This window comes from Corynebacterium sp. KPL2861, assembly GCF_040225475.1.
Taxonomy (GTDB): Bacteria; Actinomycetota; Actinomycetes; order Mycobacteriales; family Mycobacteriaceae; genus Corynebacterium.
In genome coordinates this window covers 143,109-167,110 of sequence record NZ_JBEHFW010000005.1, presented here as the reverse complement: position 1 = coordinate 167,110, position 24,002 = coordinate 143,109, and the positions used below count along the sequence as shown (strand labels likewise).

Here is a 24,002-nt window from a genome sequence, read left to right as displayed (position 1 = left end):
AAAGGTTGCTTGCACTTTGAGCACCCAGAACACCTTGTTCGATCCCACGACCACCGAACTGCTCCAGGGCGTGCACTCCGGTGATGCCCCGAAGTCGCTCTTCATCAACGGCCAGTGGGAGGCCGCCCAGGATGGCGAGACCCGTACCATTGTCTGCCCTGCCGATGGCTCCACCGTCGGCGTCGTCTCCGAAGCCTCCGAGGCAGATACCCTGCGTGCCATCCAGGTTGCACGTAAAACATTCGATAAGGGCGAATGGGCCGCAACGCCGTCCGCCGAGCGCGGCAAGATCGTCATCCGCCTGGCGGATTTCATCCGGGAGCACAAGGAGCTTTTCGCTCAAGCCGAATCCGCGGATACCGGCAAGCGCTACGAGGAATCCTTAGGCGATATGGACGATATTGCCAATGCTTTCGAGTACTTCGGCACCTTGGCCCAGCACCAAGCCGGCCGCGTGGTCGACCCGCAAGATCCCAACCTGCGCTCGCGCATCGACGCCGAGCCGGTGGGCGTCTGCGGCCTGATTACCCCGTGGAACTACCCGCTGCTGCAGGTGTCCTGGAAGGTGGGCCCAGCCCTTGCTGCCGGCAATACCTTCGTGCTCAAGCAGGCGGAGCTGACTCCGCACACCGCCATGCTGCTCATGGCGGCGCTGAAGGAATGCGGCCTGCCGGATGGCGTGGGCAACCTCATCACCGGCGCCGGCGCCAACTGCGGCAATCCGCTCTCCCAGCACCCCGACGTGGACATGGTCTCCTTCACCGGCGGCCTTATCACCGGCAAGCTGATTGCAAAGAACGCGGCCGAAACCGTCAAGCGCACCGCGCTGGAGCTTGGCGGCAAGAACCCGAACGTTATCTTTGCCGATGCCAACTTCGACGTCGCCGTGGATAATGCGCTCAACGGCGCCTTCTTCCACTCCGGCCAGGTCTGCTCCGCCGGCTCGCGCATCGTGGTGGAAGAGTCCCTGCACGATAAGTTCGTTGCCGCACTGGTCGAGCGCGCCGAGAAGATCAAGATCGGTGGCCCCACCGATGAGAAGGCGGAAACCGGCCCGCTCATTTCGGCCGACCACCGCGAGAAGGTGGCCGCCTACGTGGACAAGGCCCGCGAACAAGGCGCCAAGATCCTCACCGGCGGCCGCGCCGCCACCAGCGAGGACACCAACGGCCAGCACGGCACCGGCACCACGGATCTGGGCCAGGGCGTGTACTACCTGCCCACGATCATTGACGGCGCTACCCGCGAGATGGACTGCGTCCACGACGAGGCCTTCGGCCCGACCGTGACCATCGAGACCTTCACCACCGAAGAAGAGGCCATCGAGATCGCAAACGATACCGAGTATGGCCTGGCCGGCGCGGTGTACACCTCCGATGCCGGCCGCGCCGAGCGCGTTGCCCGCGCCCTGCGCCACGGCACCATTTGGATCAATGATTTCCACCCGTACCTGCCGCAGGCGGAATGGGGCGGCTACAAGCAGTCCGGCAATGGCCGCGAGCTGGGCCCGACCGGCCTTGCCGAATATCAGGAGCACAAGCACGTGTACCAGAACTTGACCCCTGCCGCATGGGATCAGTTTGGCCTGCAATAAGGCTCAAGCAGGACTATAAAGCCTAAGGCCCCGCCCCGCCGCTCTTTTTAAGAGCCCCGCGGGGCCTTAGCTTTGTGTGCGCGGTTTGATGGTCATCGTATCCACGTTGACGTGGGCCGGTTGGGCGGCGACCCAGCGGATTGCCTCGGCAATGTCCTCTGCCACGAGGTTGAGCTGGCCGTCATACACCTTGGCCGCGCGCTTTTCATCGCCCTTGAAGCGCACCAAGGAAAAGTCCGTGGCCACGCGGCCAGGATCAATCTCGGTAACGCGCACATCGTGGTTTTCTAGCCGCAGCGCGCGGGAAATCACTCGCACGCCGTGCTTAGCGGTGTTATAGCCGGAACCGCCTTCGTACACGGTCCAGCCGGCAATGGAACCGACGTTAATAATCAGCCCGGACAGATCTGGCACCCGCTCAAGCTTGGGCATGAGCGCCTGGATCATGCGCACGGTGCCGAGCACGTTGGTCTCGTACATCCACTGCCAGTCCTCGATGGAGGTATCGACAAGCGGCTCCAAGCCCTTGGCACCGCCGGCGTTATTGACCAAGAGGTCTACGCGGTCGAGGTGGGAGACGAACTTGGAGACGGAGACATCAGATGTAACGTCCAGCTCATAGGCCTCGCCGCCGATCTCATTGGCAAGTTGCTGCAGGCGGTCTGTCCGGCGCGCGCCCACGACGACGTGCCAGCCATCCTTGGCCAAAGAACGCGCGGTGGCCTCCCCAATGCCAGAGGAGGCGCCTGTTACTACTGCTACTTTCTTTTCAGTCATGCACCCCATGCTACGCAGCGCGCGGCACGGTGCAGGGCTTTTACTTAAAGTGCGTCCTCGAGCTCAGAAAGCAGGGAGTTTGCGCGCTCGTAGGAGTCATCGCTAGGGCGGAATTCGCCGTCGTTCCAGTCGGTGAAGATATTAAAGTCCAGCTGGTTGCGCAGCTGTGGCATGGAGAAGTTAGCCACGACATTGCGCCATGCCTCGACCGCGCGCACGCCGCCAACGGAGCCATAGCCCACGAAGGCCACCGGCTTGCCCGCCCATTCCGCGCCGAGCGAATCGTAGGCATTCTTGAACGGACCAGGTACGGAGTGGTTGTACTCCGGGGTCACGAAGACAAAGCCATCGCAGGCATCGACGGCCTTGGACCACTCCTGCACGTTGGCGTCATCGTACTGCTTATTCGCCGCACCCGGAACAACCTCGCTGGTGAGGATGGGAACATTGAACTTCTTGAGCTCCAACAGCTGGTACTCCACGCCGTTCTCGCGGCCTTGGGCGAGGTCATTGACCCACTCGCCTACTGCCTGGCCTGCCGCCTTATCGCGGGTAGAGCCGATGATGATGCCAATTCGGGACATAAGAAAAACCTCTTTCCTTCAACCTTTATGTAACCCGCCCTAGCCTACCGCGCTCGCTGAAACTTGTCTGATGGTGATATTGATTCTGCCTTCCTGCAGCCCGCATCCCTCCGGCAGCGTGCCATCATTTACCCGCACCACCCCGTGGTAGGCAAAGCGCTTCGGCCCGCCAAAGACCACCAAATCACCCGAGCACAAAGTCACATCGTCCCAGGGCTTAGTGCGGTTTTCGGTATGGCCTATGCGGAAGAGGGCCTCATCCCCAATCGAAAGCGAAATCACGGGCGCGGGCGATTCCTCCGAGTCATCCACGTGCATCCCCATCGCCGAGCCGGGCGGATAATAATTCACCAACGCCATCTCCGGCACAAAGTTATCCACCCATGGTTCAAGCTCCGGGGCAACCTGGGCCGCCTGCCGCAGCGCCGCCGGGGCCAATTCCCGCAGGCTATCCGGTACCGGCGGCACCACCGTGCCTTCCATATTGTCCACGTACCGGTAACTGGGGTAATGCCAATACCGGCCAAGATGCAGCTGAAATACGCTCATCTGCCCGCCCGATTTCAGCCGCGGCTGCACCATCGCCATCGGCGTATGCGCATACGCGCGAGCAATCTCCCGCGTCTCTTCTACAAGGGCCTTTTGCTTGCCGATGCCCACCCATCCCGGCACGTGCCCCACGCCCGGCGCGACGTACGCATTCGGCCGCGGCAGTGAATCAAAAAGCATTCCTCCACCCTAGCCGCTAATCGGTTAGGCCACGCTCCTTCTACAATGGCCACCATGGATGAACAGAAGCTGCACGACCTGCAACGCTACGGCACTTGGGAGCGAATGACCGGTGGGCAGTGGCACCTGCCGGGCATGGGGGACATCGATAAGGAGCACCAGCGCACCTTTGGGCTGATTGGGCAGTTCAACGATCTGCACAACACCGATAAGGAGCAGGCGAAGGAAATCTTGCGGGAGATCCTGTCGGAGGAATCACACGTGCCGGGGGCGCACGCGCCGCTGAATATGGAATACGGCTGCAATATCGTCTGTGGGGAAGGCGTCTTCATCAACTTTGGCAGCAGCATTTTAGCCCAGGCCAAGGTCACATTCGGTGATCGCGTGTTGATTGGGCCCAATTGCTCGTTCATTACGGTGGGCCACCCCGTCAACGATCACGCGATGCGCGAGGGCGGGTGGGAAATCGCCCACCCCATCACCGTGGGGCGCAATACCTGGTTTGGGGCCAATGCCACCGTCATGCCGGGGGTTACCATTGGTGAAAACTGCGTTATTGGTGCCGGCACGCTGGTGACCAAGGATATTCCGGATAATTCGCTGGTCCTGGGCACGCCCGGCCGCGTGGTGCGCACGCTGGACGGCGATGAGGATTCGTGGGAGCGCAAAGATTTGGACGGCCCCGTGGAAGGTTTTGGGGCCGCGCAGTAAATGTTCGATCTCGCCAGCATTGGCGCGGGGCTGCCCGTAGCCGAGACCATCGATTCGCTGCCTAGCACCGGAAACGTCGTCATTCAGGCACCACCCGGCACGGGTAAAACCACGCTCGTGCCACCGGCACTGGCCAATCACGCTGCAGGGCGCGGCAAGGTCATCGTCACCGCCCCGCGCCGCGTGGCCGTGCGCGCGGCCGCCCAGCGCTTGAGCACCCTCAGCGGCACCCCGGAGAAGGTCGGTTTCGCCATCCGCGGCGAATCCCGCATGGGCAGCGAGGTCGAGTTCGTCACCCCGGGCGTGCTGCTGCGCCGCCTGTTGAAAGATCCGGAGCTCGAGGGCGTGGCCGCCGTGGCCATCGATGAGGTCCATGAGCGCCAGCTGGATACGGATCTGGTGCTCGGGATGTGCCTGGAGCTGGCAGAGCTGCGCGAAGACTTCCGCGTCATCGCCATGTCCGCTACGGTAGATGCGCAGCGCTTTTCCCAGCTCATGGGCGCACCCGTCCACACCACCGAGGCGGTGACCTATCCCCTGGATATCCAGTACGCACCGCAATCGGGGCGCGCGGCGGGGTCGCGGGAGTTTTACGGGGGCATCGCCAAGCAAGCAGCCCGCCAGCACGAATCCACGCTGGTCTTCGTGCCCGGCGTGCGCGAGGTCAACCTGGTGTGCGAGGAGCTGCAGGGCCATAATGTTTTCCCGCTGCACGGCAAGCAGACCACCGCGGAGCAGGATGCCGCGCTTTATACCGATGAGCAGCGCATTGTGGTGGCGACGTCCATCGCGGAATCCTCGCTGACGGTGCCTGGCGTGCGTGTGGTGGTAGATGCCGGGCTGGCCCGCGTTCCCCGGCGCGATGCGCAGCGCGGTATGTCCGGCCTGGTGACGGTCTCCACGTCGAAGTCGAGCGCGGACCAGCGCGCGGGCCGTGCCGGGCGTGAGGCGCCAGGTACGGTCATTCGTTGCTATTCCCAGGACGATTACCAACACTTTTCCCCGCACACCACTCCGGAGATCCTGTCCGCGGATCTCACGCAGGCTGCGCTGTTTTTAGACTGCTGGGGCGCGGGCCCGGATTTCCCGCTGCTCGATTCGCCGCCCGCCCAGGCCCTTGCGGCCGCGCGCGCCACCCTCGAGCGCATTGGTGCGACGCAGGAACTCGCCCTGCTGCCCACCGATCCCCGCCTCGGCGCGGCCCTTATCCGGCACGGCAGCCAGGCGGCGCCCACCATCGCCGCGCTTGCCGATGCCCCCACCAACACCACCGATCTCACCCGCCGCCCCGCCCCGCAGAAGGAAATCAAGCGCTTGTCTCGCCTGGTGGAGGATCTTGGCCCCGCAGACCCCGGCGAGGTCGTCGCCACCGCCTATCCCGAGCAGGTGGCCAAGCGCGTGGGTGAAGACTATCTGCTGGCCAGCGGCACCCGCGCCCGGCTACTGGATAACTCCGGGCTGGCCGGCTCGCCGTGGCTCGCCATCGCGGAGGTCACCCTCTCCAACGCTGGAAACCCCATCATCCGCACCGCCGCGCGCATCGCAGAGTCCGCCGCGCTGGATGCCATCGGCGTGACCGAAGAAACCCGCGCCTTTCTGCGTGGGGGTCGCGTGCGCGGAGTCAAAGTCCGGGCGGCCGGGGCGATTGTGCTGTCCGAAACCGCGGTCAAGGTCACCGGCGATGCCGCAGCCCAGGCATTAGCCGCCGGCATCCGCGAAGAGGGCCTGGGCTTATTTACCTTCAGCGAGAAGGCCCAGAGCTTAAAAGATAGGCTCCGCCACCTGCACGCGCACTACGGCGATCCGTGGCCGGATGTCGATGCTGCCGATCCCGCCGAGTGGCTCGGGCCCGAGCTGCACCAGATTGCCGCGGGAACCCCCACCGCCAAGATAGACATGTACCCCGCCCTGCAGCGCCTGCTTCCCTGGCCCGAAGCCACCCGCTTAGACGAGCTCGCACCTCAGCGCCTGCCCGTGCCCTCCGGCCGCGATGCCAAAATCGATTGGTCGGGCGAGCGCCCCGTGGTCCACATCAAGTTGCAGGAGTGCTTCGGCCTGGCCGAATCCCCGGAGTATTGCGGCAACCGCGTGCAATTTCACTTGCTCTCCCCCGCCGGCCGCCCGCTGGCGGTCACCGATGATCTTGCTAGCTTCTGGTCCGGCCCCTACGCCGGGGTGCGCGCCGATATGCGCGGACGCTACCCCAAGCACCCGTGGCCCGAGGATCCGTGGAATGCCATCGCCACCGCGCGAACCAAGAACCAGATGTAGCCTAACCCCACTGCTGCCAGGATAAATAGCAGCTCATGACCACGACCAAGGTAAGAAGGGCATAGCGGATAAACTTCGTCCCGCCGCTGAGCACCGTCCGCGCGCCCACCTGCGCGCCGAGGATATTGGCGGCGGCCAACGCGATGCCAAGGGTCCACCACACGTGGCCGCCAAGGATAAAGGTCACCAGCGCGCCAAGGTTCGTGGCGGTATTGACCACCTTGGCCATCGCCGCGGATTTCAAGAAGTTCTGGGAGAAGATGAAGGTAAAGGCCATGATGAGGAACATGCCGGTGCCCGGCCCAAAGATGCCGTCATAAATGGAGATGGTCGCGACCGCCACAAGCCCCGCCCAGGTGCGCCATCCGCCGCGGATACCGGGTGACTCGGTGGTGCCGAAGCTCGGCTTAAAGGTCACGAAGACGCCCACCACTACTAACAGCACGATGATGAGCGGGCGCATGATATCGCTATTTAGATTCGCCGCCACACTCGCGCCCAGTCCGGCGCACACGAGCGCGATGAGGGCGTAGCGAACGAGCTCCCCTGCGGGTGGGCGCACCCTGCGCACCAAGGTCACGGCCGCCGATGCCGTGCCAGAAACCGCCGCGAGCTTGTTGGTGGCCAGCGCCGTTGCCGGTGCCAGCCCCGGTACGACGGCAAGCAATAGCGGAATAAGCACGAGGCCTCCCCCGCCGATGACCGCATCAATCCAGCCTGCACCCGCCGCGCCCACAAGGAGCACCGCCCACTGCGCCACGTCGATATCCATGAGGAGATCATAAACCCCGCGGCGGGGAGGTCTAGACTCGATCGAAGACGAGCAGAAGATGGGAGAACGCGTGGCTAAACGGCACTGGAGATTAAGCGTAGACACCCACACCATCCTGCGGTGGGGCATCGTGGTCCCCGTCTCCATCCTCTTGGGCTGGCTTTTTAGTATGTGGCACGTGCCGGCCGCGTGGATTTTGGCCGCGATCATCGCCTCCGGCGCCATGGCGCTTATCACCGGCGAGGACCTCAAGGTAAACCGCAAATTTTATGGGCTATCGCGCGGATTCATCGGCATCATGGCCGCGCTGCCGCTAACGGTGGTCTCCTTTGGCCAATTGGTGGGATACCTGCCGGCGGCCATAACCATGTCCTTTGTCACCATCGCGTTGGGCATCTTCTGCGGCGTTATGCTGCACCGCCAGCAGCCGCGGGACGTCTCCTCCGAGACCGGTATCCTGTCCATGCTTCCCGGCGGTGCCTCGCTCATGCCTGCGCTTGCCGATGAACTCGGTGCCGACTACCGCTACGTCGCGCTCACCCAATACCTGCGGTTATTGATCGTTTCCGTATCCCTTCCCGCCGTCGTGACCTTCCTCGATACGCCGGCCGGAAGGGGCGGTGACTTAAGGCTGGAGGCAGAAACCACCTGGTGGATCATCGCGTTGGTGCTCGTTATCGCGCTGGTCGGCGAAAGCCTTGGTAAATTCCTGCACCTGCCCGCAGCTGCCGTCCTCGGACCGCTGATCTTAACGGTGCTGGCCTCGTTCTTCCTGCCGGAGGGCCATACGTTAGAGCCGATCTATGCCTTTAAGGTCATCGCCTTTTTATCCATCGGCTGGGTCTGCGGCGGCGGGCTATCGCTCCCCGCGCTCAAGGCCTTTGCCAAGCAGCTTCCCGCGACGATTCTTTCCATTGCCGCGGTCCTCGGCCTGTGCGCGGCCACGGCGTGGCCGCTGATGCACTGGCTGAATATCAGTTACTTCGAGGCCTACCTAGCCACCAGCCCCGGCGCGTTAGAGACCGTGCTCGCGCTCTCCGCGGAAGGCGGGGCTGGCCCGGTGGTTATCGCGGTGCAGCTCACCCGGCTCATCGCCGTGCTGGTCATTGCCGGGTACCTGCCGCAGCTCATTAGGGGCGTCGGCAAGTTTGCTAAAAGGCGCTAGCGTGCGCGTTTAGTTATTGAGCACGGCTTCGCGCAGCACCGACATGGGCACCGAGCCAAGAGCCAAGGCTTCGGAGTGGAATTCGCGAGCGCTCATGCCCTGCTCCTCGGCGGCGGCGCGGGTTTCTTGCCACAGGCGCTGGCCCAGGGCATAGGACGGTGCCTGGCCCGGCCAGCCCAGGTAGCGGTTGACCTCAAAGTTGAGGTTCGCATCATCCATGGCGGTGTTTTCGCGCATGTAGGTCTTCACGTGGGCCTTATCCCATACGCCGGATACGGTGCAGTCCGGCAGCTTCTTGCCCAGGTGCAATCCGATGTCCACCACGACGCGGGCCGCGCGCAGGCGCTGGGCATCGAGCAGCCCCATCCGCACACCAGGATCGTCCATGTAGCCCAGCTCGGCCATCAGCTGCTCGGCGTATAGGGCCCAACCCTCGCCGTGGCCGGAGTTCCACGTCACCGCGCGGCGCCATAGGTTCAGATCCTCTTGCACCAGGGCAGAACCCAGCTGCAGGTGGTGACCCGGTACGCCCTCATGGTGCACGGTAGTCAGCTCCTGCCAGGTGTGGAAGGTGTCCTGGCCCTCCGGCACGGACCACCACATGCGGCCCGGGCGCGAAAAGTCATCGCTGGGCGGGGTGTAGAAGATGCCACCGGTGCCCGCCGGGTCGATGCAGCACTCGATCTCTTCGACTTCTTCCGGAATGTCGAATTCCTTGCCGTTGAGCTCGGCGATGACCGCATCGGCCTTGCTCTGCATCCACTCCACCAAGGCATCGGTACCGCGCAGGGTATAGCGTTCCTCGTGGTTCAGCTTGCGCATGGCAGAGCGCACCGAGCACTCCGGACCATAAAGCTCGTGCGCGATCTTCTCCTGTTCGCCGCGCAGGTAACGCACCTGGTCAAGGCCCCATTCATAGGCCTCGTCCAAGTCCACGGAATCGCCGACGAAAAGCGTGGAGAAACGCTCGTAACGCTCGCGGCCCACCGCGTCCTTATTAGAGGACTGCGGCTGCAGATCATTAGACAGCCAATCCGAGAACTCGCCAAAGGCCTCCTTCGCCTTCTTTACCTCGGCGGAGTCGGGGTCGAGGCCGAGGCCCTCGAGCATGGAATCGGCATCGGCAAGCCGCTCGCACTGCACAATGACCTCAGAGATCTGGCGGTGCGGTGCCACCATGCCGTGGGAGGCCGCTTCCTTCAGGGACTCGCGGTAGCCATCGAGGGAGCCCTTGACCTTAGACAGGCGGGAGCGAATGGCCTCGCGGTCCTCCTGGGTCTCCTGCGGCATAAGCAGCAGGGAATCCCGGATGGTCTGCACGGGCGAGGCAATATTATTAAGGCTGCGAATATCCTCGCCGTGGTGGTGCAAATCCAGATCTAAGCAGAGGCGATCCCGCAAGACGGCTGCGGTGACATAATCCACGTCATCGAAGTCATCCTCATCATCGGATTCATCGGTGGTGTCATCCAAGGCATCCAGATCCGCAACCATATCGCGGGTGCGATCAGCGACAGCCTCAAAATAGTCGGGGGAAAAATCCTGCAATTCGCCTTCAAAACCGTCAATGCCCCACGCGGTTGCATCTGTTGGGGATAGTTCGGCTAGGTCGTGAACGAAGTTATCGCACGAAGCGTCCAGTAGAGAGGGCTGGCGCTTAGCGGTCTGCTCAGAACTCATAAGAGGGAAGTCTAACCCTTTATCTTGTTGATAAGCCACCCAGCCCCACCCAAATGTTGCAAACTTGTTAGCTAATCGTTGTTCCACTTCGTGCCCGGGTAGTGCCACTGGGCAAAACCATCCAGCACGGCTGCGGGATTCCCCTCTATGACCAGCGCTTTTACAAAGCGGGGAAGGATGAAGCCCGCCTCAGCCATGGCGGCGTACATGTCATAAAAGGGCTGCCAAAAACCTTCCACGTCGACCAAGCCAACGGGCCCGCGAATGCTGCCCAGCTGTTGTTGGGTCAGTACCTCTGTCACTTCCTCCAACGTGCCCACGCCGCCGGGCAAACAGATAAAGGCATCCGCCAGCTGCTCCATCCGGGTTTTCCGCTCGGCCATAGAATCCACGACCTCGAGGCGGGTCAAGCCTGGGTGGGAGATCTCTAAATCCACCAAGGATTGCGGCATGACGCCAGTGACGGTGCCACCAGCCTGCAGGCAGGAATTGGCAACCTCGCGCATGAGGCCAATATTTCCGCCGCCATAGACCAAATTCAGCCCGCGACGGGCAAGCTCGCCGCCCAAGTGTTGTGCCGCTGCGCTATAGGCGGGCGAATTGCCCACGGCGGAGCCGCAATAAACCGCTACTGATTTCATGCGCCCCAGCATAGGGAATTTTTGGCCTACCTCCACCTTTAGACCATTCGGTACATACACCTATGAATAGATTAGACAAAGCAGTCTGTGACACATATACTTTCTTTCATGATCAAACCTGGCCCCGTGTTCACCCGCCCCCGTACACCGGCTGCTAAGTGCCTTCACCTGGTGCGCCTGAACCCGATCATTACCCGCAGTGAGCTGGTAGAAGCCACCGGGCTCTCCCAGCCCACCATTACCCGCGCTACCACCGCGCTCCTGAATGCAGGACTCATCCAAGAGCGCACCGACCTCACCCAATCCCAGGGCCGGGGCCGCCCTACAGTTCCCCTCGAGGCCGCGGATAATAACTGGGTACTCGGCGGCATCGCCGTCGGCACCTCCGAGACCTATATCGGCCTCTATGACATCAAGGGCCGCACCGTGTCGGAGGAAGAGATTGCCACCCCTGTCGCCCGCCTGACGGAGGAAGATTTTCTTGAACACATCATGGCCGGCATCAACCGCATGATGACGGGCCTAGATCGCCGGCTCGTGGCCTTGGGGATTACCACCTCGGGCACCGTGGATGAAGAGGGTCTGGTCACCGCGGACAATTTGGGCTGGCACGGCGTCGATATCGCGGCGCGCCTGCGCTTCCAATTCAGCGTTCCCGTGGTGGTGACCTCCGCCATTTCCGCCATTTTGGGCTCGGAGACCCAGGCCGCCGAGATTGGCACCTACGAGCGCGTGCTCCTGCTCTTCGCGGATGATTCCTTAGGATCAGCGCTCTCCGTTGATGACGAGGTCAATTCCATCATCCCGCTGCCGCAGACCCGCTCCGAGGTATTGGGCCACGGCGCTTCCGAACACCTCTTGGCCACCCAGTCCATTCTGGATGCCGTGCGCCGCCACGGCATCGAGGCCAATACCCTGCACGAGGTCGCTACCATCGCCGAGTCCAATTCAGCCGTGCGCGCCGTCTTGGATGAGCGCGCCCGCCAGCTGGGCCAAATTACGGCGGACTTAGTGCACGAATACTCGCCGAAAACCGTGGTCATTGCCGGTGGGGCATTTACCGGCGATTCCCGCGCGCCCCAGCTTTTTGCCTCCACCGTCCGCGATTCCACCTCGAAGGACCTGGAACTGCGCATGATCCCAAGCCACAAAGAAATCGTGCGCGCCGTCGCCCGTACCGTGGCCACAGATCAGCTCTTGCGCGAGCCATTGGAGCTGGGCCGCTCACTCCAAACCGCGTAAAACCTCGCGCGCGGAGTCGATTCCGGTAAACAGGTGGGCATTTAACCCGCAGTAAGTAGCGCCCTCAATGTAGTCGATGCGGTCATCGAAAAAGTACGTGTCCTTGGGCTGCGCCGAGAGCGCGTCCACCGCCACCCGGTAAGCCTCTGGGTGCGGCTTGGCCACCCCGATATCGCAACTCAGCGTTACCGCCGCACACTCTCCCAACCATGGGTGCTGCGCGCGCACCTGCTCCGCTAGGGTCGTGGGAATATTGGATAAAATCCCCACGCTAAAGCCTTCCCCGATAAGCCCTTTGACCAGCGCTACCATCTCTGGGTCCGCCTCGAGCAGGTACTGATTCTCGCAAGCTACGGCCCCAGCACAGTCGATGCGCCCCATCCCTGCGCGGGCAGCGATCTGATTCCAGTAGTGGCTATCGCTAAAAATTCCGGCATCATAATCAGGCCGAAAATAGTTATAGGCTTCCCAGAAGGCTTCCGGGTTAGCGGGCGCGAGGAAGCGCTCCAGGTCAGCGTGTGCTTCCGGCGTGGCGGGGCGCAGCAGCACGCCATAGAGGTCAAACAGCAACTTCGGCATAATGCGTCCAGTTTATGCCCGCCGCGTGGCTTGGGTCTGCACTGCCACAATCCCTACCGAGGTACCGGCGATAAAAATCGCCAGCGCCAGCGTCGCCTGCGCCATAGGCAACACGATGAGCACGGCCAGCGAAGCCAAAATCAGCATTCCACTCAGGGAATATAAGGAGCGGTTGACCAGCCCAAACTTGCCGATGACCCCACACGCTAGCATCACCACTCCCGCAAACGGGCTCAGCATGAGTGCCGCGGTAGTTAAAAAGATGCCGAGGGTCACGTGGCTTGAAATGACCGCAGCACCGATGATGAGGCTTAATGCCAATACCGCCAAGGTGGCGGAGAGGATTGCTTTTAGGTGTGCAGACATACGTCAATCCTCCCACAGCAGTGCAGTGCCATGGGAGGATTGATTTAAATCTTGATGGGTTTGTTATTCACAACTTAGGAGTTGCGGTTAGCCAAACGGGAATCAATGCGCAGCAGGCCAGCACCATCGTTGCCCACCAGCTTGATCTGGTCGATGATCTCAGAAACGGTATCCTCTTCCTCGATCTGCTCAGCCAGGAACCAGTCAATGAGCTGGCGGGAATCCAGATCCTGAATGTCAAGGGCAACGCGAGCGATCTCGCGAATCTGCTCGGAGACCTTCTGCTCGTGTGCCAAGGAAGCCTCGAACGCATCCAGCGGGGTGGCAGCCTTGATGGAACCAACCGGGATATCGTTGAGCTCTACGCGGTAGCCGCGTGCCAAGAGGTGGTCCGCAAGCTTCTGTGCGTGGACGCGCTCTTCGCCAGCCTGTGCCATGAACCAATCGCGCATTCCTGGGAAGGACAGGTTGTCCATCTCGTAGGCCAGCTGGGTGTAGACCATAGCGGCGCCGTGCTCGTTAATGACCTGATTGTTTAGCAGGGTTTGCAGCTTCTCATCCATTGCTAAATCCTTTCTGTAGGGACTAATTAATTGGTTGCAAGCACTACATTACCGAAATAGACTCTCGCGTCTAGCAAGGTATGCTTAAACAAACCCGCACCTCAAGGGCGTTTTTCAGATTGCGTTACCTAAGTTAGTTAAGACAAAGCTGCTCCACGGTGCGTAATTACCATTGCCTAATAATTCGAGCTCATCGGCCCTAAACGCTCAATCTCGCGGCGCCAGCCCACTCCATCCCCCACTTTGCGGCTGCTACGCTTAGCACATTAGGCTCGCAATGTGATATTAATCACCCAATTGGCCACTTAGGCGCTCCAGCCGCTGCGCGCTCGGCCCATCGAGGCCCCTAAACTCCACCTCAACGCCGTGATCCGCGTATTTTTTCTGCACCGCATCCAGCGTCGCCACCGTAGAGGCATCCCATACCTCGGCATCGGTGAGATCCACCACCACGAAGTCAGTATCAAGCGTGTAATCAAAGGCGTAGACCAAATCATTCGAGGAGGCGAAAAAGAGCTGGCCATGCACCGCGTAGGTATGCCCATCAACCAGCTCAACCTCCACGAGGTGTGCCACCCGGCGGGCAAAGCCAATCGATGCCGCCACCACGCCTAATACCACTCCCACCGCCAGGTTATGCGTAGCCAGTGTGCCCGCCACCGTCAGCAGCATGACGAGGATTTCAGATAGCGGCATCAACTTCAGCGTGCGTGGGCGGATGGAATGCCAATTCACCGTCGTCGCGGCCACGATGATCATCACCGCTACCAAAGCCGCCATCGGAATGCGGCCCACCGCCTCGCCGAAAACCAGGCACAGCACGAGGAGGAAAGCGCCCGCGAGGAACGTCGACAAGCGCGTGCGTGCCTGGGACACCTTGACGCCGATCATAGTCTGGCCAATCATCGCGCACACACCCATGCCGCCAATTGCCGCAGCCAACATATTGCCAATGCCCTGGCCAAAGGACTCACGGGTCTTATCGGAATGGGTATCCGTAATGTCATCGACAAGCTTCGCCGTCAGCAGCGATTCCATCAGGCCCACCAGCGCCATCCCAAAGGCATAGGGTGCAATGATCTGCAGGGTCTCTAGATTCCAGGGAATATCCGGAATGAAAAGCCCGGGCAGCGTCGTGGGCAGCTCGCCCTGGTCCGCCACATCCGGCACCTTCCACCCTGCCGCGACGGCGATGACGCTCACCACCACGATGGTCACCAACGGCGCCGGAATTGCCTGGGTAAACCGCGGCAGAACAATCATGATGGCTAGGCCTATAGCCACCAGCACGTAGACCATCCAGGGGACATCGATAAGGTGCGGCAGCTGCGCGGTAAACATCATAATGCCCAGCGCATTGACGAATCCCGTCATCACCGAACGCGGGATAAAGCGCATGAGCTTGGCGATGCCCACCCACGCCAACAGCACCTGCATAATACCGGCCGCAAGCACTGCCGCCACCACATAATCATGCCCATACTCGTGCGCGAGCGGGGCCACCACCAGGGCAACCGCGCCGGCCGCCGCGGAAATCATGGCGGGGCGCCCGCCGGTAAAGGCGATGGCCATCGCCATCATCACCGAGGAATACAGCCCCACCCGCGGGTCGAGGCCGGCGAGAATGGAAAAGCTTAAAACTTCCGGGATCAAAGCAAGCGCCACCGCCAGCCCGCCGAGCACTTCCTTGCGCAAACGCGCAGGTGAGGAAAATGCAAAGCGGAAACTGGCGATGACGCCGGTAGGTGCAGGGTGCTCGTTAATCACGCCTGCACATACTAGTAGCTACTACGAGCCTTCCTGAAAGGAGCCATCCGCCGTGATAACCGGCAGCACCGACCAAGCAAAGTTGATCCACTTATCCGTCTTTTTCCACGAATAATCCGGCTCGAAAATGGTCTTCGGCTTGGTGTACACCACAGCGGAACGCACCTCATCGGCGGATTCTTCCAAGAAGTTCACCACCAGATCCAGGGTCTTGCCGGAATCGGCCACGTCATCAACGACGAGCACCTTCTTGCCCTTAAGGGAATCCGTATCCAATTGCGGGGACAAGATGATCGGCTCATCCAGGGTCTGGCCAATATCGGTGTAGAACTCCACGTTGATAGCGCCCATGGCCTTGACCCCGATGGCATAACCAATGGCACCGGCTGGGATCAGGCCGCCGCGGGCAACACCCACGATCAAGTCAGGAAACCAACCGGATTCCACGATTTGCTCCGAAAGATTCCGGCTCGCTTCGCCGAAGACTTCCCAGGTGAGGTTCTCTCGGTCCGGGTGGATCCAATTCTCAGTCACGATTGCGCGGCTCCTTTTGCGTCATGGGCTTTCTTTGTAGTTTAACTAGCGATACCTACCAAGGGAAAGCAGCTACCGGAAAGGAACCTCTCCCAACGTGCGCCGCAGCTTGCGCGTGCGCAGGCGCTCCGGGTTTTCTGCCAGCTGTTCCACCGCGCGCACCGCGCACATGACGTGGGCTTCCTTGGAGTTGGAATAAAACGCCTGGGCCTGCGCCGGCAGCTTCGGCACGGCGTGCAGTGGCAGATCCGATACGGATAGCAGCGTGCCATAGGGCACGCGGTAGCGGTACCCATTCGCCGCCAAGGCGCACGATTCCATGTCCACCGCCACCGCGGTAGAAGTGCGCAACCACTCCCACAGATCCCGGCTGGTGCGCCATTCCCAATCGCGGTCATCGGTCGATAGCACCGTACCGGTGCGCATGAGCGAATTATCGCTGCCGTAGACCTCATCCACGGCCGCCTCCAGCATGCGCTGGACCTCTGGAATGGCCGGAATCGGTGTGGAAGAAACCACCTGCCGGTCCAAGATGTGGTCGTGGCGCTCGTAGGCATTGCCCAAGATCAGGTCACCGATGCGCATGCGCCCATCCATGCCAGCGCAGTGGCCAATCATGATCCAGGCCTCCGGCCGCAGCACGGCCAAGCAGTCCGTAATGGTCTTCGCATTCGATGGCCCCACCCCGATATTGATCATCGTGATGCCATCGCCGCCCGCGGTAATGAGATCGAACCGGGGCATCTGAAAGCGCGAGGTCAGCGTCAGCCCATCTAGGTCGAGGTCCACCGCATCATTAGGGTGAATGGTCTCCCCATTGGGCAATACCAGCGCCGTATACCGCGACTCCTCCTTGGTCAGCTCGCGCAGGCCGAATTTCACGAATTCCGTGGTATGCATCGCGTAATTGGTAAACAGAATGTATTTCTGCACCGTATCGACCTCGACGCCGGTGTAGTGCTCGATGCGCGCACAGGCAATATCGAAGCGCTGCGCCCCGAAGTGAAATAGCGGCTTTTCTTCGCCGTGGAAGGCATCCCACTCGCCATCAATAATCGCATCGTTGACCTCATCCAAGGTCGGGCGCGGAATGGGGCCGCGTTCCTGCGGCGCCGCCGGGGCATCTTTGATGTATTCCGGCGGAATGCGCTCATCCGATTGGCCCACGAAGATATCGCACGGATAATTGTTAGTCAGCCGAGTCAGCTGCTCGTGCAAGTACTCTCGGATGATGTGCGGCTTGGAGACGACCGCAGAATACTTGCCGGCCTCGTCCACATAGCCAAAGGGCTCGGAGCGGTCGATCGGCTGCCATTTACGGATCTCCACGGTCACCTTGGGATAAACCACATGGCGATAATCATCGAGGGTGCCGGAGGCAAGAGCCTCGCGCGCCATCTCGCACGAGGTTTCATAATGCTCAATTAAGCGAGTCACCGCTTCATCTACGGAGTGGACATGCTGCAGATCGGTCATACCGGCGAGTTTAGCGGGGACCGAGCAGCACGGCAGCGTAGACTTTTACCCCGGCTATCCTCCCGAGGCATAAACGAAGGCCCGCCGACTGCGCATCGGCGGGCCCTCTCCCCATGACTAATCTCTGGCACTTAGCGGCAAGGAGTGGAGCGCCCTACGCCGTAAGCACCGCCCGTGATTAGGCAAGCCTAAGTTTACAAAGATTATGGCGTGAGGTCAAGGGCTTTCTCCATAAATTTCTTCAACTTTTCTAAAGAGGCCATTTACCTGCATTAACGCGTATGATTGGAAGGCATGGCTGTCGAATCTCTTGCAGAGTTGAAAAGCATTATTTCTGAACAACTCCTCAAATTCGGGCGCGTGAACGAGGAAGATGCACCCGAAGAAAAAGATTCGCCACGCCTTGGCATCGCCTCCCCGGCCGCGGCCAGTGCTTTGCAGGATGACGTCGCCGACGAGATCGTTGACCGCCTCAAGGCCGAAAAGGACAAGTCCAGTCCCGGCGATTCCGCCCTCGATGCCGATGCCGCAAGGACCCTCCCCCTCGGCGCACGCACGAAGCCACGCGGCGTTTTTGAAGACGATTGGGGCGCCCGCCCGAGCGACAAGCGCCCCTGGCCGGTCATCCTGGTCCACGGCACCTGCGATACCAAGGGCGTCTGGCAAATTATGGGCAATATCTTGCGCCAAGACGGCTGGGCGGTCTTTGCCCCTGACTACGGTCACCGCGCCACGCAGACCATCCCGGAGTCGTCGCAGCAGCTCGGCGCGTATATCGATACCGTGCTCGCCGTCACCGGAGCAGAAAAGGTCATCTTGGTAGGCCACTCCCAGGGCGGACTGCTCGCGCGGTACTGGATGCGCATGGACGGCGGCGCCGAAAAGGTCGTCCACCTCATGAGCATCAGCGCGCCTAATCATGGGACGACCCACGGGGGCATCGCCAGTCGCCTCATTCGCACCCAACGCCAAGAGGCGGTGATCCGCTCCATTATCGATGGCTGGTTTGGCCCCGCCGGCATGGACCAGGTGGTAGGCAGCGAGGTGCTTCGCGATGTCAACCGCGATGGCGACCTCGAATCCGGCGTGAGCTACACCTGCATTGCCACGCGTTCCGATGCCGTAGTCGTCCCGCCCGAGACCTGCTTCCTCGACCCAGAGGGCGCTCCTGAGGGTGCGGTGCGCAATATCTATATCCAAGATTTTGACCGCCACGCCGTGGTCATGCACGAAGATATGCCCATGGATAGGCGCGTGCACGCCATCGTGCGCACGCTGCTCAGGATGGTAGAGCACACGCCGCGTTGATTAAATCTCCAACTCATCGAGCAGGGCATCAAAAGCCGGGCCCACCTGCGTGCGCCACAGCGTATCCACCTTCTTATCCCCGCGGCCTGGCCCGCCATTGATAACGGCCACGCGCTTGCCCTGCTTCTTTGCCTCAAGCACAAAGCGATAACCGCTCATCACCGCCAGCGAAGAACCGGCGACCAGCAGCGAATTAGCCTCATTCAATAGCGCAAAGGCGGCATCCCGCCGCGTGGCTGGCACGGGCTCGCCAAAATACACCACGTCCGGTTTGAGCAGCTCCGATCCGCAGCGCTCGCAGCCCGCCATCCGGAACGCCGCAACATCTTTCTCATCCAGCGTCACGTCACCATCCGGGTTAACTTGGTCCCTTTCCACGACTAGGCGCTCCAGGTATCCCGGGTTCGCGGCCGCCAATCGCGCGTCGAAGTGCCCGCGATCTTCATGGTGACCACACAGCAGGCACACCACGGTTTCCATATCGCCGTGCAGCGTGACCAGCCTGTCCGTACCGGCTCGTTTATGCAGGCCATCCACGTTTTGGGTCACCACGCCATTGACCAGCCCGGCGCGCTCCAACTCCACGAGCGCATAATGCGTACGATTGGGAGCCGCGGAATCCATCACGCGCCAGCCCACGAAGCTGCGCGCCCAATACCTATGGCTAGCGGCCGGATCGTGGCGAAATTCCTGATACGTCATCGGCCGGTGCCTGCTCAGCGAGCCCCGCGGCCCCCGATAATCCGGCACCCCCGATTCCGTCGATACCCCCGCCCCCGTCAGCACCATCACCGGCCCTTCTCGCAGCTGCTTGGCGATGTCCCCCAAAGCCTTCCCCGCCTCCGTATGCGGCGCCGTCTCCTCCACGACGCGCGCAATCGATCGCAGCGCGGACTGATGTGCGTGGGCTACGGCGGGATCCATACCCACCAATCTAATCAAGCGATTGCGAGTTTTTACCAAATTTCGCAAGTAGGACGTACCAAATCTCTAAAGTAGAGCGCACAAAATTTCGCAAGTAGATTTACCTATCCCCAGCTCACGGGTATTTTTTAATAGGAAAAGGAGCCGCCTGCCTTGCGGCAGCGGCTCCTTATCTTGGTAGTGCTAGCTCTCTGGTAGCTGCTCTACGTATAACCACTCAGAATCTAGCTCCCCGTGGCGCGAGCACTTGGTATGCCAGCCATCGGGGCGCACCTGGGCCACCATGCGGCGGCCGCAGATCTGGCAGTAGCGCGGCACGTCGAGGCCGGCAGCTGCAGCGGGGTGCAGCGTGAAGACCTCTTCGATCGGCTTGCCGGTATTGGGGTGGAAAATTGGCTCGTCCCCGGCCAGGACGGCGGTTGCCAACTCAGAGTTCGGCTCGGACACTACAGAGCCTTGATCGGGAGATCGATGCGGCCCAGCATGTCCACATCCTTTTCGATTTCCTGACCCAGAGTGGTCAAGTAGTTGCCGGCAATGATGGCGTTGATGCCGCCGAGCAAACCGCGCTCGGTGCCGTCATCGCCAAGCGAAAGCTCGCGGCCACCAGCGAAGCGGAGGGTGGTGGAGGGCATCGCCAAGCGGAATGCAGCAACGGCGCGCAGGCCCTCACCCAGCGGGACCAGCGGGCGGTCAGCGAACGGGGTGCCCGGGCGAGGGTCGAGGAAGTTCATCGGAACCTCGCACGGATCGATCTCTGCCAGCTGGGCTGCGAACTCGGCGCGCTGCTCCAGGGACTCGCCCATGCCGATGATGCCGCCACAGCAGACTTCCATGCCTACCTCACGCACGTAGTCCAGGGTCTTCTTGCGCTCTTCCCAGGTGTGGGTGGTGACCACGTTGGGGAAGTAGGAGCGGGAGGTCTCCAGGTTGTGGTTGTAGCGCTGTGCGCCCATGTCCTTCAGGCGCTGTGCCTGCTCGCGGGTCAGGGTGCCCAGGGAGCAGGAAATCTCGATGTCAACGGCATCATTGATAGCGGCGATGGCCTCGCCCACCTGGTCCAGCAGGCGGTCATCCGGGGACTTCACCGCGGCGACGATGCAGAATTCGGTGGCGCCGGTCTTGGCGGTCTTCTGTGCCGCTTCCACCAGTTCAGGGATGTTCAGGCGCACTGCGCGCACTGGGGACTCAAAAAGGCCGGACTGGGAACAGAAGTGGCAATCCTCTGGGCAACCACCGGTCTTGATGGAGATAATGCCTTCCACCGATACGTCCGGGCCGCACCACTTCAGGCGGGTCTGGTGGGCGATATCAGCAATTTCTTCCAGCTGGGAATCTGGAACCTGCAGTACTTGTAGTAGTTCTTCCTGGTTAAGGCCTTTGCCTTGCTCCAGAGCTTTCTCACGGGCGATGTCGATGATGCTCATGCAGTGAACCATACTTGAACGCCGTTCAACTTTGGCCAAAATCACAAAATTTTTTTCGCGGGATTACCCTAAGGGGCATGACGCTTTACGATGACACCCTCGAACTCCTCCAAGAACTCATCCGCAATGCTTGCGTAAACGACCTCACCCCGGATTCCGGCTTTGAGGTGCGCAATGCCGATACGCTAGAGAACTTTTTTGCCGGTGAAGACGTCTCCATCGAGCGCTTTGAATCCCACCCGGGCCGCGTGTCCATCGTGGTCACCGTACCCGGCGATCCCGCCAAGGAGCCTCTCACCCTTATGGGGCATACCGATGTCGTTCCCGTCGACGAGCCCAAGTGGACTAAGCCTCCCTTCGAAGCCCTTATTGAAGACGGCAAGCTATACGGCCGCGGTTCCGTAGACATGCTCTTTATTACCGCCACCATGGCAGCCGTCACCCGCGAGGTAGCGCGCGCCGGCAACCCCGGCGGAACGCTCGCCTTCGTGGGCATGGCCGATGAAGAGGCCCGCGGTGGCCTGGGCGTGCGGTGGATGGCAGAAAACCACCCCGATGCCTTCTCCTGGAAGAACTGCCTTTCCGAGACCGGCGGTAGCCACCTGCCCGGCGCGGTGGGCTTCAACGTGGGCGAAAAGGGCGCTGGCCAACGCCGCCTCCACGTCACCGGCGATGCCGGGCACGGCTCAACGCCCTACGGCAAGGACTTTGCCATCGTAAAGATTGGCGAAGTCGCCCGCCGCATCGCCGAGGCCGAGCCACCCACAGCCTCCAACGAGATCTGGGAGGGCTTCGTCCGCACCTTCAAGTTCGATCCTGAGACCGAAAAAGAGCTTATCGATGGCACCGGTGACTACACCAAGTTCGGCAACCTCGATGCCTACGCCCACGCCTTTAGCCACACCACCATCGCCGAGACCGTCCTGCGCGCCGGCGGGGCCATCAATGTGCTACCTTCCCACGCCTACCTCGAGATGGATATCCGCCCCTTCCCTGGGCAAACCCAGGAAGACTTGGACGATTTCCTCCGCAGCGCACTGGGCGATCTCGCCGATGAGGTAGAAATCGAACACCTCATCACCGAAAACGCCACCCAGTCCTCCACCGATACCGAGCTCTGGCGCACCATTGAGGCCACCGCCAAAGAGTTCTTCCCCGATAAAGACGTCGTCCCCGTCCACGCCACCGGTGGCTCCGACCTCCGCTTCGCTCGCCGCAAGGGCGGCAACGCCTACGGTTTCGCGATGCATGCCGAGGGCCGCGATATGGCCAGCGCCAACTCGCAATTACACAGCCACGACGAGCACCTCTACCTCGAGGACCTCGACCTCACCGTGCGCGCCTACCACAGCCTGGTCAACCGCTTCTTGGGCCTGAACCAGTAACACTGCTCCCGTTTTACGCGGTGACCTGAAAGTAGATCCCGGCATGCCCACTGCATCCGGGATTAAACATATGCCCACACTGCGGGCATGCCTCGACAGAGGAATACAGCCGGTAATCCATCTCGAGGCCACAGGAACCGCAGAGGGCAGCGGGGGCATCGACAAGCATGGGCCCAAACTCATGATCCGTCAGCTCCGCATGGCACAGCGCGCACGCAAAGTACTCGCCGCAGGTCGCGCACTTATTGGCCACCACGTCGAGCGGCGAATGCCAATGCTTGCACCGGCCCTCCGCATCAATCGCGCCGCGAATCTTCATGGTTCTGCCACTGCTGCTTCTTTTCTTCGGACTTCTTGGCATTGCGCACGGTCTTAATGCCTACCACGATCGCGATGATAAGCGGTACCCACACCTTGCTGTAGTCCATCAGGAATACCAGCCAGTCTGGTGGATCGATATCGATATTGATATTCGGCGCAGGCAGCTCAATCCGCGGAAACTCCGGCACAGGAAGCGCTATATCCGGCAGGTTGATGTCCGGCATTTCCCAGTCCGGCAGCAACCGAGACAAAATGCGGCCAATGATCGGGCCAAGCACGATCACACAAATAGCCCAGCCGGACTTTCCCAGGCCACCCAAAAGCGGAAACAACACCCGCTTGAAGGAGCTTTCCTCCATGGCGTGGCGACGCTTCTCGCCCAAGGACGCAGCCGGCGGATCGAGAGCAACTGCCTCCTCGCCATTGCGGTAGTACACATCTAAGAGCTCGCCAAAGGGGGAGGCTTGGATATCTAGGTAAGGCTTGGTCCGCGGTGCGGAGTTCTCGAGCATGGTGAGGTCTTTTTCAATCTTCTTCTTGAGCGAATAACTGCCCGCACGCGGCCGATCGTGGCGGCTGCGTACCTGACCGTTCACCACAATCTGCAGGCGTGGACTCGGGTTCTTCCGCCAAAGCCGGAGGCGCTCCGGCAGGGAGGCATCACCCGGTACCGGGGTGAAGTCCTTCGCCTCCTTAGGCCACTCACCCATCTCCGCGAACTCGGCATCGTATCCACACTGCACCTCGATGGTGCCCACTTCGGGGTGCTCTAGGCACCACGTCTCCATTAGCTCTTCCCCGCCTTGGATCCCACCACGGCACCCAGCCTGCTCGCAGCCCATGCCAGGAGCACGACCACTGGGAGATAGATCCAGGTTCCCTCATTGAAGTACAGGGACATTGCGGCAAAATAGGCAAGCCCAGCAACGCAGAAGATAGTCCAGGAAGCGCGGAAGGTGGCGCCGTCGATAAGAGCGATGACCACCGTCAGTACAGCCAAGAGGGCGAGCAAAATGGCGCCGGAGACAAATTGATAGATGACGGGCGGCAGGCCAACGAAGACCGCGGCCATGGCGATGGGTGCCCACCATTGCCACCACACTCGGCTGGGCTCGTCTGTCGTTTCCGTCTCTTGCTCTTGCTCCTCAAACACGCGCCCAACCTATCACAGTGCTTAAGGGCGCTT

General features: G+C 61.2%; 25 protein-coding genes. 7 read left to right on the top strand and 18 right to left on the bottom strand.

Annotated elements, in window-relative coordinates:
• Window positions 1-16 precede the first annotated feature (16 nt).
• Window positions 17-1,594, top strand: a complete 1,578-nt coding sequence (locus ABRP84_RS05760; RefSeq protein ID WP_349852989.1) for an aldehyde dehydrogenase family protein — start codon at window positions 17-19, stop codon at window positions 1,592-1,594.
• A 66-nt stretch (window positions 1,595-1,660) separates the two neighbouring features.
• Here the strand turns inward: ABRP84_RS05760 and ABRP84_RS05755 are convergent, their stop codons facing one another.
• The 3 genes from ABRP84_RS05755 to ABRP84_RS05745 are packed head-to-tail and all read right to left on the bottom strand — an operon-like array spanning window position 1,661 to window position 3,684.
• Window positions 1,661-2,380 carry an SDR family oxidoreductase gene (locus ABRP84_RS05755; RefSeq protein ID WP_237792272.1) on the bottom strand — a complete coding sequence of 240 codons (720 nt, stop codon included), beginning with the start codon at window positions 2,378-2,380 and terminating at the stop codon, window positions 1,661-1,663.
• 35 nt (window positions 2,381-2,415) lie between these two features.
• Window positions 2,416-2,955, bottom strand: coding sequence for an NADPH-dependent FMN reductase (locus ABRP84_RS05750; RefSeq protein ID WP_349852988.1), 540 nt, complete (start codon window positions 2,953-2,955; stop codon window positions 2,416-2,418).
• Between the two features lie 39 nt (window positions 2,956-2,994).
• Entirely contained in the window at window positions 2,995-3,684 is a 690-nt protein-coding gene (locus ABRP84_RS05745) for an alpha-ketoglutarate-dependent dioxygenase AlkB family protein (protein ID WP_284772147.1), read from the bottom strand.
• Between the two features lie 45 nt (window positions 3,685-3,729).
• Here ABRP84_RS05745 and ABRP84_RS05740 point away from each other — a divergent pair, with 45 nt between their 5' ends.
• On the top strand, window positions 3,730-4,395 hold the full coding sequence (locus ABRP84_RS05740) for a sugar O-acetyltransferase (RefSeq protein WP_349852987.1): 666 nt from the start codon (window positions 3,730-3,732) through the stop codon (window positions 4,393-4,395).
• Window positions 4,396-6,666 carry an ATP-dependent helicase HrpB gene (hrpB, locus tag ABRP84_RS05735; RefSeq protein WP_349852986.1) on the top strand — a complete coding sequence of 757 codons (2,271 nt, stop codon included), beginning with the start codon at window positions 4,396-4,398 and terminating at the stop codon, window positions 6,664-6,666.
• 1 nt (window position 6,667) lies between these two features.
• Here hrpB and ABRP84_RS05730 read toward each other — a convergent pair whose 3' ends face one another.
• Entirely contained in the window at window positions 6,668-7,438 is a 771-nt protein-coding gene (locus ABRP84_RS05730; protein WP_349852985.1) for a TSUP family transporter, read from the bottom strand.
• A gap of 58 nt (window positions 7,439-7,496) precedes the next feature.
• On the opposite strand from ABRP84_RS05730, the gene ABRP84_RS05725 reads away from it, so the two are divergent.
• Entirely contained in the window at window positions 7,497-8,603 is a 1,107-nt protein-coding gene (locus ABRP84_RS05725; protein ID WP_349852984.1) for an AbrB family transcriptional regulator, read from the top strand.
• A gap of 9 nt (window positions 8,604-8,612) precedes the next feature.
• Here the strand turns inward: ABRP84_RS05725 and ABRP84_RS05720 are convergent, their stop codons facing one another.
• Window positions 8,613-10,283, bottom strand: coding sequence for a DUF885 domain-containing protein (locus tag ABRP84_RS05720; protein WP_349852983.1), 1,671 nt, complete (start codon window positions 10,281-10,283; stop codon window positions 8,613-8,615).
• A gap of 71 nt (window positions 10,284-10,354) precedes the next feature.
• On the bottom strand, window positions 10,355-10,924 hold the full coding sequence (locus ABRP84_RS05715; RefSeq protein WP_349852982.1) for an LOG family protein: 570 nt from the start codon (window positions 10,922-10,924) through the stop codon (window positions 10,355-10,357).
• Window positions 10,925-11,032: 108 nt separating this feature from the next.
• Between ABRP84_RS05715 and ABRP84_RS05710 the strand changes: the two genes are divergently transcribed.
• The gene (locus ABRP84_RS05710) at window positions 11,033-12,166 is read left to right on the top strand and encodes an ROK family transcriptional regulator (RefSeq protein ID WP_349852981.1); all 1,134 of its coding nucleotides are present in this window, start codon (window positions 11,033-11,035) and stop codon (window positions 12,164-12,166) included.
• Here the strand turns inward: ABRP84_RS05710 and ABRP84_RS05705 are convergent.
• The 6 genes from ABRP84_RS05705 to amn all read right to left on the bottom strand — a co-directional run bounded on the left by ABRP84_RS05705 (window position 12,149) and on the right by amn (window position 17,451).
• Window positions 12,149-12,745, bottom strand: coding sequence for an HAD-IA family hydrolase (locus ABRP84_RS05705; RefSeq protein WP_349852980.1), 597 nt, complete (start codon window positions 12,743-12,745; stop codon window positions 12,149-12,151). The genes ABRP84_RS05710 and ABRP84_RS05705 overlap by 18 nt on opposite strands.
• Before the next feature lie 12 nt (window positions 12,746-12,757).
• Window positions 12,758-13,111 carry a hypothetical protein gene (locus ABRP84_RS05700; RefSeq protein ID WP_349852979.1) on the bottom strand — a complete coding sequence of 118 codons (354 nt, stop codon included), beginning with the start codon at window positions 13,109-13,111 and terminating at the stop codon, window positions 12,758-12,760.
• 74 nt (window positions 13,112-13,185) lie between these two features.
• Window positions 13,186-13,674 carry a ferritin gene (locus tag ABRP84_RS05695; protein WP_023016464.1) on the bottom strand — a complete coding sequence of 163 codons (489 nt, stop codon included), beginning with the start codon at window positions 13,672-13,674 and terminating at the stop codon, window positions 13,186-13,188.
• 285 nt (window positions 13,675-13,959) lie between these two features.
• Complete coding sequence (locus ABRP84_RS05690) at window positions 13,960-15,441, bottom strand: SulP family inorganic anion transporter (protein WP_349852978.1); 1,482 nt, start codon at window positions 15,439-15,441, stop codon at window positions 13,960-13,962.
• Between the two features lie 21 nt (window positions 15,442-15,462).
• Window positions 15,463-15,975: a phosphoribosyltransferase gene (locus ABRP84_RS05685; protein ID WP_284900517.1), complete on the bottom strand. Its 513-nt coding sequence runs from the start codon at window positions 15,973-15,975 to the stop codon at window positions 15,463-15,465.
• 72 nt (window positions 15,976-16,047) lie between these two features.
• Window positions 16,048-17,451: an AMP nucleosidase gene (amn, locus tag ABRP84_RS05680; protein WP_349852977.1), complete on the bottom strand. Its 1,404-nt coding sequence runs from the start codon at window positions 17,449-17,451 to the stop codon at window positions 16,048-16,050.
• 294 nt (window positions 17,452-17,745) lie between these two features.
• On the opposite strand from amn, the gene ABRP84_RS05675 reads away from it, so the two are divergent.
• A complete protein-coding gene (locus tag ABRP84_RS05675) occupies window positions 17,746-18,759 on the top strand; it encodes an esterase/lipase family protein (RefSeq protein WP_349852976.1) in 1,014 nt (337 codons plus the stop codon).
• On the opposite strand, the gene ABRP84_RS05670 is transcribed toward ABRP84_RS05675, so the two are convergent.
• The 3 genes from ABRP84_RS05670 to bioB form a co-directional block, all read right to left on the bottom strand.
• Window positions 18,760-19,683, bottom strand: coding sequence for a Sir2 family NAD-dependent protein deacetylase (locus tag ABRP84_RS05670; RefSeq protein WP_349852975.1), 924 nt, complete (start codon window positions 19,681-19,683; stop codon window positions 18,760-18,762).
• A 183-nt stretch (window positions 19,684-19,866) separates the two neighbouring features.
• Window positions 19,867-20,130 (bottom strand): biotin synthase auxiliary protein BsaP, encoded by a 264-nt coding sequence (bsaP, locus tag ABRP84_RS05665; protein WP_023024778.1) that lies wholly within the window; start codon window positions 20,128-20,130, stop codon window positions 19,867-19,869.
• Entirely contained in the window at window positions 20,130-21,110 is a 981-nt protein-coding gene (bioB, locus tag ABRP84_RS05660; protein ID WP_005276160.1) for a biotin synthase BioB, read from the bottom strand. Before bioB ends, bsaP begins: the two co-directional genes overlap by 1 nt.
• A 77-nt stretch (window positions 21,111-21,187) precedes the next feature.
• On the opposite strand from bioB, the gene ABRP84_RS05655 reads away from it, so the two are divergent.
• Window positions 21,188-22,495, top strand: a complete 1,308-nt coding sequence (locus ABRP84_RS05655; protein ID WP_284609905.1) for a M20/M25/M40 family metallo-hydrolase — start codon at window positions 21,188-21,190, stop codon at window positions 22,493-22,495.
• A 13-nt stretch (window positions 22,496-22,508) separates the two neighbouring features.
• Here ABRP84_RS05655 and ABRP84_RS05650 read toward each other — a convergent pair whose 3' ends face one another.
• Genes ABRP84_RS05650 through ABRP84_RS05640 form a run of 3 tightly spaced genes read right to left on the bottom strand, consistent with a single transcriptional unit; the run spans window position 22,509 to window position 23,969 of the window.
• Window positions 22,509-22,814: a CHY zinc finger protein gene (locus ABRP84_RS05650; RefSeq protein ID WP_349852974.1), complete on the bottom strand. Its 306-nt coding sequence runs from the start codon at window positions 22,812-22,814 to the stop codon at window positions 22,509-22,511.
• A complete protein-coding gene (locus ABRP84_RS05645; RefSeq protein ID WP_349852973.1) occupies window positions 22,792-23,604 on the bottom strand; it encodes a hypothetical protein in 813 nt (270 codons plus the stop codon). The genes ABRP84_RS05650 and ABRP84_RS05645 overlap by 23 nt, the downstream gene beginning before the upstream one ends.
• Window positions 23,604-23,969, bottom strand: a complete 366-nt coding sequence (locus tag ABRP84_RS05640; protein ID WP_349852972.1) for a heme transporter — start codon at window positions 23,967-23,969, stop codon at window positions 23,604-23,606. The genes ABRP84_RS05645 and ABRP84_RS05640 overlap by 1 nt, the downstream gene beginning before the upstream one ends.
• Window positions 23,970-24,002: the final 33 nt, after the last annotated feature.